The sequence below is a fragment of the Bacillota bacterium genome, assembly GCA_012842395.1.
Taxonomy (GTDB): domain Bacteria; phylum Bacillota; class SHA-98; order UBA4971; family UBA4971; genus UBA6256.
Window position 1 is genome coordinate 1 of the sequence record DUSX01000031.1, and the last position, 12,695, is coordinate 12,695.

Sequence of the window (12,695 nt, forward strand, 5' to 3'; positions counted from 1 at the left end):
CGACGATGGACACCCTCACCAGCTTCTCGGGCTGGTCCCTGCGCGCGCGGCGCATGTGGCTTCCCCGCCCGGCTATGCACGGCAGTTCCACCTGCCCGGGACCCAGGCGAAGGAGTCCTCGCTGCAAGAACCGGTACGCGTCGAGCGTGATGAGGTACGCCTCATCGCCCGACACCTCCCTGCGGGCGCGGACCTCACTCGCAATATGCGCAAGAAGGGATTTCGCCTGCACCGAGGCAGCCTGGCTCCGGATACGCTGTCGGTAGATGACCTTGCGCCCCATACTCCCCACCTCCGCACCAGCCTACCCTCCATTACAACGCCAGAATGCGATCCTCCTGCAGGCCCGGCCGCCTTCTTGATGAAAGCCCCTCGCTGCCGCATACACGCCGTCTTTGAGTTATCAAGGTGCAATCCGACCAGCGAGCCCCAGCCCGCCCCCTCTGCGGGCCTCTACCCATCTACTTCTCTCGCGGGGCGGCCAGGCCGGGCGGGCTCCACGAATGGCCCGCCTCCGGCCTTGCCGCAGCGGTCGTTGCGTGCCACCTTAAAGACAGCTCCAATGCTGACCCGGTGACTCCTCCTTCGTGCGCTTCGCCTTCATTACGGCATACCTGTCTTATAAGGACACCCCTACTTCCACCCGCGCAGCTTCCGGAAATATCCCTTCCCCTGCGCGCGACCGGATGCTTCCTCAACCTCCGCGATCACCACCGGAGCTCTTTCCAACGGACGGTACTCCCTGACCAATTCGCGCACCGTCTCCACTGTCGCCTGATGGTCACACCGCCCCAAACTGAGAAGCACCCTGTGCCTGCTTACCCCATCCTTCCTGTAACTTTCCACGATCCGCAGGTAACCAATACCTCTCGCCCAAGTCACCCGAACAAACATGGCTTCTTTACCATCATATCACGGTAGAAGAAGTCATAGTTTCCGTCTCACCATTCCAGGCCTTCCGGCTCCGTCTGCCACTCACGCCAGGCCACGGGCGAGGCACCAACCAAAAGCGGAAATACCGCTTTTCAGAGGCTAGTAAGACCCCGGGATAAACTCGTTCCCCTTAATGAAGGAGTTCGGACAGCGGCGGCGAATTACTTAGCCTGGGACCGGTCCCAGAGCCGCTCGGGATCGTGCCTCTTTCGCACCAGAAGCCAAAGCTGACAGGACGCGGAACGCAACGCGGCACGCAACGCTTCTGCTTTTCGGGAAAGGCCCCTGATTTGTCGGTATGCCAGCGGGGCGAAGGGCCTGCCGCCGGCCTGCTGAGCGCGGCCACGTCGACCCGAGCTTGGGATCGCAGCTTCTCGGGGCGCGCGAGGCTACCGCGAGGGGTCGGCTCGGGAAGCCGGCGGGCGGCCCAGCAACCGCTTGATGGGCGGGGGGGGGGCGATGCGTTACGCGGCCTCAGGCGATACGTAAGGATGGAGTGGATGAAGTTGGGCCCAACAATCCGAGACGTGGCCAGGGTCGCTGGTGTCTCGAAGTCAACTGTGTCGCGTGTCCTGAATGCTGACCCAAACGTTGCTGAAGAGACCAGATCCGCGGTGTTTGCCGCGATAAAGGAGATAGGTTACTCCCGGAACGCGCTCGCCCGGGGGTTGAACACTCGGAAGACCGGGACCATCGGCCTCATCATATCGGACATAACCAACCCGTTCCACGCGGAGGTGGCGCGCGGCGTCGAAGACCTGGCTTCGGACTTCGACAGCAACGTGATCCTTTGCAACACCGACGGCAGACCGAAGAAGGAGGCCGCGTACATAGACCTTCTTGTCGAGAAGAGGGTGGACGGCATCATTTTCACGTCGGTCAAGGCGGGGGAGAGCGATATGACGGTTCTACGCTCAAAGCAGATCCCCTTCGTCTTTGCCGGCCGTACTCTGCCTGATGTGGAGGCCGACAGCGTGGTTGTGGACAACGTTCTCGGCGGGTTCCAGGCTGCGACCCACCTCGTGCGGCTCGGCCATCAGAGAATCGCTTACTTGGCCGGTCCCTCCCACGTCTCCGCAAGCATGGACCGGTACGAAGGATACTGCCAGGCGCTCCGTCGGGCGGGCATCGAACCCGATCCCGAGCTCGTTGTAGAGGGCGATTTCAAGCAGGAGGGCGGGTACCGTGCCATGAGCGCGCTCCTGGACCGGGCTCTGGGCGTCACCGCGGTGTTTGCCGCGAACGACTATATGGCCATGGGAGCGCTCGAGGCGATATACGAGCGCGGCCTCAGGGTGCCAGAGGATATCGCTGTTGTCGGGTTCGACGACATCCCGTTCGCCCGCCTCCACCTGGTGCAGCTCACGACCGTCGCCCAACCCAAGTACGATATCGGCGCCATAGCCGCGCGCATGTTGTTCGAGCGGATCGACGGCAAAGTTGGGGATGAGCCGGCACGCCGCGTGGTCCTTCCCCCGCGTCTGGTGGTCCGTCGGACTTGCGGGGAGTATCAAGGCCGGCGCGATGCGGCGGAGCCGGATAGGCCGTAGACGTGTCGAAAATGGAGGTAAGAGAGATGAAAGCGGTCGTTCTATCTTGTGACTGGCAGCCCAGGCCTGGTTTCAAGCTCGGTGCCAAGGACATCGATGGCAAGCTCACGTACCTAGGGAGCAAGGTGTGGCGGAATCCCAGACTCCAGGTGGTGGAGAAAGAAGTTCCCAAGCCCGGTCTCACCGAGGTGTTGATCAAGGTCAAGGCCTGCGGGATCTGCGGAAGCGACGTCCACATGGCGCAGGCGGACGAAGAGGGCTACATCTTCTATCCGGGTCTCACCGCGTTCCCGTGCACGCTGGGCCACGAGTTCTCCGGCGTGGTCGTCGAGGCCGGCAAGAACGCCATAAACAAGCGGACGCGTAAACCCTTCGAACCCGGGGAGGCCGTGTGCTCCGAGGAGATGCTGTGGTGCGGTTCGTGCCGCCCGTGCGCTGACGGGTACCCGAACCAGTGCGAGGCCCTTCAGGAACTTGGGTTCAGCTGCGACGGGGCGTTCGCGGAATACATCACGGTGGACGCTAGGTACGTCTGGAGCATCGAGGAGCTCAAAGAGAGGTACTCCGGTGACGACGTGTTCGTGGCGGGAGCCCTGGTTGAGCCCACATCCGTGGCGTACACGGCCGTCATCGACGTCACAGGCGGAATCCGCCCCGGCGACAACGTCGTGATATGCGGCGGAGGGCCCATCGGGCTTGCGGCTGTGGCCATCATGAAGCGCGCGGGCGCGGCGAGGGTCATACTCTCGGAGCCGTCGAAGCGCCGCGCCGAGCTCGGCAAGAAGATGGGGGCCGACTACGTCATCAACCCTGTCGAGCAGGACTTCACCGAGGCGGTGCTGGAGCTCACCCGCGGCATGGGCGCGAACCTGTACCTCGAGGCCACCGGCCTTCCGGCCGCTGTATGGCCAGGCATCGAGCAGGCGATATGGGAAGGCAAGACCATTGAGGCCACGGTCTCCATCGTCGCCCGCGCGGATGCGAAGATCCCGGTCACCGGAGAGGTCTTCCAGGTGAGGCGAGCGCGCATAGTCGGCTCCCAGGGCCATTCGGGTCACGGGACGTTCCCGAGGGTGATAAGCTCGATCGCGTCGGGCATGGACGTCCTGCCGCTCGTCACAAAGAGGATCACCATGGACGAGGTGCCCGAGAACATCATAAGGCTGCAGACGGACAGGAGCGAGTGCAAGATCACCGCTCTCATCTAAGGGGCGGGGGCTCGGGAGGGTTTTCGATGGAAGACAGGACCATGCTGGCGGCGGTCTTCGAGGGCAATGGTAGGCTTGCTGTCAAGGAGGTCCCCGTGCCGGCACTCCACAAGGAGGACGATGTCCTTCTCAAGGTCGACGCAGCCAGCATCTGCGGCACCGACGTGCACATCCTGGAGGTTCCGCCCGGCCACCCGGCCACGCCCGGCTCCATTCTCGGCCACGAATACGTTGGGACCGTTCTCAAGACAGGCCCGGGGGTGGAGGGCCTGCAGGAAGGCGACAGGGTCGTGATCGACCCCAACCTCACGTGCGGCAGGTGCCGGTACTGCCGCATGGGGATGCCGAACATGTGCGAAAACATGACTACGCTCGGGATCTTCCTCAATGGAGGGTTCGCGAAATACAACGTGGCGCCAGCGCGGGCTCTTCACAAGATCTCGAAAGCCGTTCCGCCCGACACGGCTGTTTTTGCGGAGCCTCTCTCTTGCGTGGTCAACGGCACCGAGAAAGTGCGGCTGCACCCGGGCGAGTCTGTGGTCGTGCTCGGGGCGGGGCCGATCGGGCTGCTGTTCATCCAGGTGTTCCGGGCGGCCGGCGCTGGCAAGATAATCGTCTCCGAGATGGCCGAAGTGAGGGCGGAGGCAGCCAGGCGGAGCGGGGCCGACCTCGTGATCGACCCGCGCAGCACCGACGTCAAGGCAAGGGTGTTGGACGAGACGGGCATCGGCGCGGATGTCGTGGTGGACGCGGTCGGTGCGCTGCTCCCGGCGGCGTTGGATCTCGTGAGGCGCGGCGGCAAGGTGCTCCTCTTTGGGATGAACCAATCGGTCGCGCCCCCTGTGGCGCAGTACTACATCACCCGCCACGAGGTCGCCGTGCTCGGTACCTACATAGCGAAGTACACGTTCCCGCCCGCCATCAAAGTGTTGGAGAGCGGGGCCATCAAGACGGACGCTCTCATAACGCATCGGGTGAGCGTCGCCAACATAAGCGAGGGTTTCGAAGCGATGAGGTCCGGCAAGGCCGTCAAGGTGGTCGTTACGCCCGAGTAGCCGCCCGCTCCGGCCGTGGACCGGTCGAGCCGGAGGACGAACGGCGACCAGTCGCGCGCGGCGGGCGGCGTGCGGTGAACCGTGCGCAGCGGGCGTCAAGAGGTGGACTGCCGGCCCCCGAAGAGGCCGCCGGTTACTGCGCGACGGACGGGCGGCCCGCCTTGGACGGGCGACCGACCTTGCGCTGGTTTTTCGAAATCCTCGAAGGAAGGAGCATTGTCACATGGGCAACTGGGAACTGCCTCCAAAGAAGGGGCACATGGACGAACCATCTGGCGTTTACCTGCAAAACATGACGATGAGCCAGATCCAGGAGCGTCTCAAGAAAGACGACATCCTCATAGTTCCCGTGGGGTCCACGGAGAACCACGGGCCAAACGCGTGCATCGGCGAGGACACCTTCCTCGTGACGAGGATGGCCGAGGCGGTTGCTCTTAGGACCGGCTGCACCGTCGCCCAACCCGTGTGGTACGGTTCCCATCCGTTCCACCATATGGGGATGCCGGGCACTGTGATAGTGCCTGAGGAGATCTTCTGTGGGCTCCTCAAGTCCATGATGGCCGGGTTCTGGAACATGGGGTTCCGCAAGATGATACTTCTCAACGGGCACGGCCAAGAGTACGTGATCCCCACGGCGATCCACCAGTTCGGCAAGACGTACCAGGTGCCGGCGATCATAATCAACGTCAACTGGTACCACGCCGTGCAGGACCATTTCAAGCTGAAAGATCAAGGCGGCGTGTACGAGACTCCTTTCATCCACGCCGACGAAGTGGAGACGTCGTGGAGCTTGGCTTTGTTCCCGGAGCTCATGGACCAGTCGAAGGCCGTGGATACGACGCCTAGGGGCTATCTACCCGAAGGGCACGTGGACAAGGCGGGCAACCTGCTTCACAGGCCGATAGCGTGGTACGGGCACATCGGTTGCGGTCCGGCTGAATATGCCGCTACGCCCGAGGGATGCGTCGGCAAGCCCACGCTCGCCGATCCCGAGAAGGCGAGGCCGGGTGTGGAAGCATTCCTGGACTACATGGTGAAGCTGCATGACGACATCCTCAAGGCGTTCCCGCCCGGCAAACTCCCGCCCATCGAGGACATGAGCCAGCGGCGCCGTGAGGACATCGAGGCGGTCTTGAAGGGGCCTCTTGCGCCTGGCGGGCGGAGCATCTACTCTCTCGTATATCCGCCGGCGTGAGCCCCGGCGAGACGGGGTTGAAACCGGCACCGGCAACCCTTGCGCTGTGGTGAAAGGAAACGTGAATCCGTGGCGAGGCACCTAGGCCCAGGATCGGGTCCCGGACGCCTCGAGCCGGCGCGGTGTAGGACCGGGCGGGAGGATGGCCGCAGGCACCATGGGCACGGCATGATCATCGTGCAGGAATGGCCGAGGCGAGGCGCGAGGATGACCGAGGTGACGCTGAGATGAAATTGAGCATTGTGGCGAACGCGACGCCGAAGGCGACGCCACTCGCGGCGGATATTCCGCTCGAAGAGGCGGTGAGGCTTGCCGCGGAGGTCGGGTTTGACGGAGTCGAGCTTGCGATAGGCGATCCCAAGGGCCTCGACCCTGCGTCAGTGAAGCGCCTGCTGGGGGCCCATGGCCTGGAGGTCCCCGCGCTCGGGACAGGAGCTGCATACGCTGAGGGGCTCAGCCTGTCCCATCCGGAGGCCGCACGACGCGAGGGTGCTGTGTCGCGGTTGAAAGCCCATGTGGACCTTGCGGCGGAGCTCGGCGCCTACGTGATAGTCGGGCTCATTCGCGGTCGGGCCAAGGACGGTCTCGGCCCGGAGCGCGCCACCGAGTGCGTGGTGGCGGGGATGCGGGAGGTCGCTCGGTATGCCGCTGGACGTGGTGTGAAGTTGCTCCTCGAGCCCTTGAACCGTTTTGAGACGGACCTCCTCAACACCGTCGCTGACGCGCTTGCGGTGGCCGAAGCCGCCGGTGACAACGTGGGCCTCCTTGTGGACACTTTCCACATGAACATCGAGGAGCCGTCGATCACGGGTTCACTCCGGGAGGCAGCGCGCAGGATATGGCACGTCCACGTAGCAGACAGCAACCGTTGGGCGCCGGGGTGCGGGCACCTGGACTTCCGTGAGATCGTGGGGACGCTGCGCGACTCGGGATACCAAGGTTACCTTTCGGCGGAGATACTTCACAAACCGGAAGCCCGCGCGGCATACGCTCAGACCCGCGAGCACCTGGCGCCTTTGCTCATTTCTTGACGGCGCTAGGGTTGCCGGTGCTTGCCCGACGGGGCGTGGAGAATTCGGCTATCTCGCGCGGCGAATTCGAACGAGGCGCGCCGCAAGCGCGCCGTCCTAGACGCCCGTACCGCATCAGAGACCACGGGAGGTGCGATGAATGACCGGCAGGTTTGGGTACTCAATCGAAGGATACGAGTTCCGGGCGCAGGATTTCCTGCCTGCCAGGATATGCGACAAGATCGTTGACATTCGGGTGAACGAGCCAGGGCTTATAAGGGAGATCGCCCAAAGCCGCAAGAGACGGCGCACGCTCACACGTGACGGCAAGCTCACGATCCTCGCGACCGACCACCCTGCGCGCATGGTGACGAAGGTCGGCGACGACCCTGTGGCCATCGGCGACCGGTACGGCCTCCTTGCACGCCTGGCCAGGGTGCTGACTGACCCCAGGTTCGATGGGGTGATGGCGACGCCTGACATAATCGAGGAGCTGCTCGTCCTCGACTACCTCGTGCAGGAGGCTGGCGGACCTTCCTTCCTGGACGAGAAGGTAATCCTCGGGTGCATGAACCGGGGTGGGCTTGCGGGCGTCGTGTTCGAGATGGATGACAGGATGACCGCGTACACCGTGGATTCCATCGCCGACATGGGCCTTGACGGCGCCAAGATAATGTTCAGGCTCGATCCGGAGAACCCGGATTCCGGCAAGACGATCATGTATTGTGTGGAAGCCATCAACGAGCTGGTTGACTTGGGAATCCCCGTCTTCCTTGAGGCCCTTATGCTGCGGAAGGTCGAGGGGAAGCTCAAGACCCTGAAAGAGGCTGAGGCACTCATCAAGATCGTGGGGGTCGCTGCCGGGCTCGGAAAATCCAGTGCGTACACATGGTTGAAGATCCCGTACTGCGAGGGTTATGACAAGGTCGCGAGGGCCACGACTTGTCCCATACTCATGCTGGGCGGGGAGTCAACTGGCGATCCCACCGGCATACTCGAGGAGTTCGCGGCGGGAATGCGCGCAGGGGCTACGGTCAGGGGCGCGCTCGTGGGGAGGAACGTGACATTCCCCGGCAAGGACGATCCACGGGCAGTGGCTGTGGCTGTGAGCGAGATAGTTCACAACGGCCTTGATGCGGAGGCGGCCACGCGGGTCCTTATGGAGACGCGCGGGAAGGACATGGACGCGATAACGCGCTACTTTGTCTGAGTGCCCCCAGTGCCCTGGGACCGGGTCCGATGGAGGGGCGAGAGCACATAGGAGGGTGGTTCTCATGCCGCTTAGGGGCAACGCAGTCGTTGGACAATCCGGAGGGCCGACTGCCGTGATAAACGCAAGCCTCGCAGGGGTGGTCGAGGAAGCCCTCGAGCACGCAGAGATCCAGGGGGTCTACGGGGGGGTGCACGGCGTCCTCGGGATACTCAAAGAGGACTTTGTCGACCTTGGCAAGCAGGAGCCTTCCGTCATTCGAGGGCTTCGCGGGACTCCTTCGGCCGCCCTCGGATCGTGCCGCCACAAGGTGTCGCCGGAGGATTGCGCGAGGCTGGTGGAGGTCTTCAGGAAGTACAACATCCGTTACTTCTTCTACATTGGCGGGAACGACTCCGCCGATACCTCCAACAAGGTGAGTAAGGCAGCGAGAGACGCCGGCTACGAGCTCGCGGTTGTGGCCGTCCCCAAGACCATAGACAATGACCTTGCGGTGACGGATCACTCTCCGGGCTACGGGAGCGTCGCGCGCTGGGTCGCGATCGCGGTCAGGGATGCCGGGCTGGATACCGAAGCGATCGGGGTCGTGGACAACGTCAAGGTGATTGAGGTCATGGGCAGGAACGCGGGTTGGATCACCGCCGCCACCGCGCTTGCTAGAGACCACGAAGACGCTGCCCCGCACCTCATCTACCTGCCGGAACGGCCCTTCAACCCCGACAAGTTCCTCGCGGACGTGAAGGCCGTGTACGACAGGCTCGGGCACTGTGTAGTGACGGTGTGCGAAGGGCTGAAGGATGAGGCGGGGAGGTACGTCACAGCCTCGTCCCGGTCCATCGACACGGACAAGTTCGGCCACAAGCAGCTCGGCGGGGTCGGGGAGTTCCTTTGCGACCTCGTGGCGACGAACCTGAAGCTTAAGGCAAGGTGCGACAAGCCTGGCACGATCCAAAGGGTGTCGGCGGCATTGGCCTCGCCGGTGGACGTGGAGGAAGCGTACGAGGTCGGCCGGCACGCCGTGAGGTGCGCGACTCAGGGGATCACCGACAAGATGGTGGTCATCACGCGGAAGCCCGGGCCGCGGTATGAGGTGGAGCTCGGGACATGTGATCTGGCGGTCGTGGCCAATGAAGAGAAGCTCGTGCCGGACGAGTTCATAAACGAAGCAGGCAACGATGTCACCGCGGCGTTTGTCCAATACGCGTCGCCTCTCATGGGAGGACCTCTCCAGCCGTACACCAGGCTCGAGCGGATTCCCGTGAAGGCATGAAGACCGGGGGTGTCTGCGAGTTGCCGGGCCAGCGCGAGCGCTATCGTAGGCCGCAGCTAAGTGTAGGAGGATGGCCGCGATGACCTGATGCCCGTGGGCGAAGGACGCTCGCCACGCTAGCCACCGACAAACCTAAATGCATTCACTGCCGTCAACTGACGAAGTTGCGCGAAACCTTTGAAGCCAAAGCACCACGGACGGACAGGCTGGAAGCGACCCTTGGTGACTCGGGACTACCGTCCGGTCTCCCATCGTGAGGGGGGAGGTGGGAGACTGTCGGTGTGCCACTTAGGGATCTCAAGGAGTTCGACGAAGGAAACCTCGAGAACGCGGAGTCTGACGCGAGTGGCTGTCACATTCCCGTGAGTGAAGAAGGAGGGTTTCCGCATGAAAAGGCTTGTCGGGTTGATGCTGGTGTTGTGCTGCGCTCTTGTGCTGGGTGGGTTTGACTCCGCGACGTTGGCGGCGGATGAGTTGACGTTCTACGTCATAGCCCATGCCGGCCCGGGTGACCCGTTCTGGGCAGTTGTGCAGCGCGGTGTGCAGGACGCCGGGAAGGCGCTCGGGGTGAGGGCGATCTTCCAGGGTCCGGCGGGGTACAACGTTCCCGAGCAGGTTGCCATGTTCCGGGCAGCCATAGAGGCGAAGGCCGGCGGGATCGCCACGACGATAAGCGATGCGCGAGCCTGGGCTGAGCCGATCAAAGAGGCCAGGAAACGTGGCATCCCCGTCATCGCTATCAACTGCAAAGAGCCGGAGGAGCTTCGCGGAACCATCCCCTATATGGCGTACATCGGCATGGACGAGTATGAGGCCGGCAAGATGGCCGCGCGCCAGCTGTTGCCGAAGCTCAAGAAGGGCGCGCGGGTGGTCGTGGCGATCCACCAGGCAGGCCACGTGGGCCTTGAGGCGCGCGCGAAAGGCATCACCGAGGTGATCACCCAGGAGCTCGGCGGGAAGGTAGATAAGCTCGACATCACCCAGGACGCAACGCAGGCGATAGGTATCCTCCGAAGCTACCTTAAGGCCAACCCCGACACGGCAGCCATCTTCACCCTGGGCCCGCTGGGAGCGATCCCGACGATAAAGATGATCAGGGATGACGGCCTGAAGGGGAAGGTCCTCATGGTGTCCTTCGACCTTGACCCCACAGTTATCCAGGCCATCTCCGACGGGATCTGCGAGGGCACCGTGGATCAGCAGCAATACCTCCAGGGCTATATGGCCGTGGTGGAGCTCTATCTGTGTGCCAAGTATAAGCTGAACCCTGCTGACTATGATACGGGCCGGGGCTTCGTTACGGCGGAGACCGCGGACGCGGTCGCGTCTCTCGTAAAACAGGGCTACAGATGAGCCGCGAGATAAGCCTCGCGAGAAATGCGGGGAGGGGCTCCTCCCCGCATTTTGCCAAGGAGGGGTGGGCATGCGGATAAAGGCGCTGCTTGGCCACAGGGAAGTCGGAGTGGCCGTGGCACTTATCGTGGTATATGCCGTCTTCATATCCATGAAGAGGGAGTTTCTCAGTGCTGGAACGCTCGGGGACATCGTCACGGTAGCGGCGGAGCTCGGCACCGTGGCCGTGGGCGTGAGCTTTCTCATGATAGCCGGGGAGATGGACCTATCGGTCGGGTCCAATTTCGCCCTCACGGGCATGCTCTTGGCCATGCTCGTCACCCGCTTGTCGTGGAATCCGTACCTTGCCTTCGCAGTGGTCCTGGCTTGCTCCGCCGGAATCGGCGCGCTGAACGGCCTCGTGACCTTGAGCGCGAGGATCCCATCGTTCATAACGACCCTCGGGGCGATGATGTTCTGGAGAGGCTTGGCGCTCTATCTCACGCAGGGCTGGCCGATCAGCGTGTTTACCGACGTCCCACTCCTGAGATGGTTGGGAGGAGCGAAGGTATACCACACGTTCCATATCTCCGCTGCGTGGTGGCTCGTGATCGGCGCCGTATTCTGGGTGGTCTTGCAAAAGACGGCATACGGAAACTGGGTGTTCGCGACCGGCGGAAAGAGGGCCGCCGCTCGTGCGCTCGGCGTTCCTGACACCAGGGTCAAACTCGTCAACTTCGTTCTCGCTGGCGTGATGGCCGGTCTCGCCGGATGCTTTCAGCTTGGCAGGATGGGCTCGATGTCCCCGGTTTGGGGACAGGATCTGCCGCTCGAGGCGATCGCTGCCGCGGTCGTCGGCGGCAACTCCCTCACGGGGGGTGTGGGCAGCATACTCGGGGCCATGTTGGGCGCGGTCACGATGGCGTCCATCAGGATCGGCCTCGTGATGGTGGGGGCGCCTGCGTACTGGTACATGGCGTTCGTCGGCTTCATCGTCGTGGCTGCGGTGGCGCTCAACGTGAGGCTGGGGGAGGTGATATCGTGGCATCGGTGACCCAAGCGTCGGTAGCCTCGGACTACACCGATTGTGCGCCCGGCTCGGGCGCTCCGCCACTCATGGAGGGCATCGGACTCTGCAAGCGTTTCGGGAAGGTGACCGGTCTCGAGCGCGTCGACATAACCATACGGCGAGGTGAGGTGACGGGCCTCGTTGGTGACAATGGGGCCGGCAAGTCCACGCTCATCAAGATCCTCACTGGGGTGTATCGGCCGGATGAAGGGGAGCTGCGCTTCGAGGGCCGGAAGGTGGAGTTCGCGTCCCCCAAGGACGCCCGGAGGCTCGGAATCGAGACGGTGTACCAGGACCTTGCGCTTATCGAGAGCATGAGCATCGCGCGGAACTTCTTCCTCGGTGCGGAGCCGCAGCGAAGAGTGGGAGTTTTCCGGCTGCTCGACGGGAAGAAGATGCGGGTGGTCACGGAGGAGGCTCTCAGAGACATCGGTATCCGGGTCAGGTCTGCGAACGACGAGGTCTCCGTTCTCTCCGGCGGGGAGCGCCAGGCGATAGCCATCGGGAGGACCATGCATTTCGGCGGCAAACTACTCATCCTGGATGAACCGACGTCTGCTCTTTCCGTACATGAGACCAACAAAGTCCTCACTTACATCGACGAGGCTCGCAAGCGGGGGCTAGCGATAATATTCATCACTCACAATTTGTACCACGTGTACCCGGTGGCGGACAGAATAGTCGTTCTTGAGCATGGTAGAAAGGTGGGAGATTTCGGAAAGGACGAGATCTCCGTCGAAGAACTGGTTCAGATAGTTTCGTTTGGGGCGCGGCGGGTGGAATCAGGGGAACAGCGATAGCACGACGGCGGCAAAGGCGACGGGCGCGAGAACAATGCAGCGAAGGTTTTGGGATGGGAGGTA

The 12,695-nt window shown here is 63.0% G+C and carries 12 protein-coding genes; 10 read left to right on the forward strand and 2 right to left on the reverse strand.

Translation table 11 applies throughout. From position 1 onward, the window contains the following. A partial coding sequence (locus tag GX515_09240) for a hypothetical protein (GenBank protein ID HHY33180.1) occupies positions 1-283 on the reverse strand: 283 nt, incomplete at its 3' end. Positions 284-633: 350 nt separating this feature from the next. Continuing rightward, on the reverse strand, positions 634-894 hold the full coding sequence (locus GX515_09245) for a hypothetical protein (protein HHY33181.1): 261 nt from the start codon (positions 892-894) through the stop codon (positions 634-636). A gap of 545 nt (positions 895-1,439) precedes the next feature. Between GX515_09245 and GX515_09250 the strand changes: the two genes are divergently transcribed. From GX515_09250 to GX515_09295, 10 genes are all read left to right on the forward strand, one after another. After that, positions 1,440-2,483, forward strand: coding sequence for a LacI family transcriptional regulator (locus GX515_09250; GenBank protein ID HHY33182.1), 1,044 nt, complete (start codon positions 1,440-1,442; stop codon positions 2,481-2,483). A gap of 26 nt (positions 2,484-2,509) precedes the next feature. Beyond that, positions 2,510-3,691, forward strand: coding sequence for an alcohol dehydrogenase catalytic domain-containing protein (locus GX515_09255; GenBank protein HHY33183.1), 1,182 nt, complete (start codon positions 2,510-2,512; stop codon positions 3,689-3,691). Between the two features lie 26 nt (positions 3,692-3,717). Then, positions 3,718-4,746 (forward strand): zinc-dependent alcohol dehydrogenase family protein, encoded by a 1,029-nt coding sequence (locus GX515_09260; GenBank protein HHY33184.1) that lies wholly within the window; start codon positions 3,718-3,720, stop codon positions 4,744-4,746. Between the two features lie 223 nt (positions 4,747-4,969). Further along, positions 4,970-5,941 (forward strand): creatininase family protein, encoded by a 972-nt coding sequence (locus GX515_09265; protein ID HHY33185.1) that lies wholly within the window; start codon positions 4,970-4,972, stop codon positions 5,939-5,941. A gap of 227 nt (positions 5,942-6,168) precedes the next feature. Then, complete coding sequence (locus GX515_09270; GenBank protein ID HHY33186.1) at positions 6,169-6,972, forward strand: sugar phosphate isomerase/epimerase; 804 nt, start codon at positions 6,169-6,171, stop codon at positions 6,970-6,972. Between the two features lie 139 nt (positions 6,973-7,111). After that, entirely contained in the window at positions 7,112-8,161 is a 1,050-nt protein-coding gene (locus GX515_09275; GenBank protein HHY33187.1) for a hypothetical protein, read from the forward strand. 64 nt (positions 8,162-8,225) lie between these two features. Further along, positions 8,226-9,431, forward strand: coding sequence for a 6-phosphofructokinase (locus tag GX515_09280; GenBank protein ID HHY33188.1), 1,206 nt, complete (start codon positions 8,226-8,228; stop codon positions 9,429-9,431). A 387-nt stretch (positions 9,432-9,818) separates the two neighbouring features. Continuing rightward, positions 9,819-10,784: a sugar ABC transporter substrate-binding protein gene (locus GX515_09285; protein HHY33189.1), complete on the forward strand. Its 966-nt coding sequence runs from the start codon at positions 9,819-9,821 to the stop codon at positions 10,782-10,784. A 70-nt stretch (positions 10,785-10,854) separates the two neighbouring features. Further along, complete coding sequence (locus tag GX515_09290; GenBank protein HHY33190.1) at positions 10,855-11,817, forward strand: ABC transporter permease; 963 nt, start codon at positions 10,855-10,857, stop codon at positions 11,815-11,817. Positions 11,818-11,879: 62 nt separating this feature from the next. Then, positions 11,880-12,632, forward strand: coding sequence for a sugar ABC transporter ATP-binding protein (locus tag GX515_09295; protein HHY33191.1), 753 nt, complete (start codon positions 11,880-11,882; stop codon positions 12,630-12,632). Positions 12,633-12,695: the final 63 nt, after the last annotated feature.

Bases quoted from the DNA above. Each gene is read 5' to 3' on its own strand.
- GX515_09270 (HHY33186.1), top strand. From the start codon at position 6,169: ATGAAATTGAGCATTGTGGCGAACGCGACGCCGAAGGCGACGCCACTC.
- GX515_09265 (HHY33185.1), top strand. From the start codon at position 4,970: ATGGGCAACTGGGAACTGCCTCCAAAGAAGGGGCACATGGACGAACCA.
- GX515_09260 (HHY33184.1), top strand. From the start codon at position 3,718: ATGGAAGACAGGACCATGCTGGCGGCGGTCTTCGAGGGCAATGGTAGG.
- GX515_09290 (HHY33190.1), top strand. From the start codon at position 10,855: ATGCGGATAAAGGCGCTGCTTGGCCACAGGGAAGTCGGAGTGGCCGTG.
- GX515_09245 (HHY33181.1), bottom strand. From the start codon at position 894: ATGTTTGTTCGGGTGACTTGGGCGAGAGGTATTGGTTACCTGCGGATC.
- GX515_09280 (HHY33188.1), top strand. From the start codon at position 8,226: ATGCCGCTTAGGGGCAACGCAGTCGTTGGACAATCCGGAGGGCCGACT.
- GX515_09275 (HHY33187.1), top strand. From the start codon at position 7,112: ATGACCGGCAGGTTTGGGTACTCAATCGAAGGATACGAGTTCCGGGCG.
- GX515_09255 (HHY33183.1), top strand. From the start codon at position 2,510: ATGAAAGCGGTCGTTCTATCTTGTGACTGGCAGCCCAGGCCTGGTTTC.
- GX515_09285 (HHY33189.1), top strand. From the start codon at position 9,819: ATGAAAAGGCTTGTCGGGTTGATGCTGGTGTTGTGCTGCGCTCTTGTG.
- GX515_09295 (HHY33191.1), top strand. From the start codon at position 11,880: ATGGAGGGCATCGGACTCTGCAAGCGTTTCGGGAAGGTGACCGGTCTC.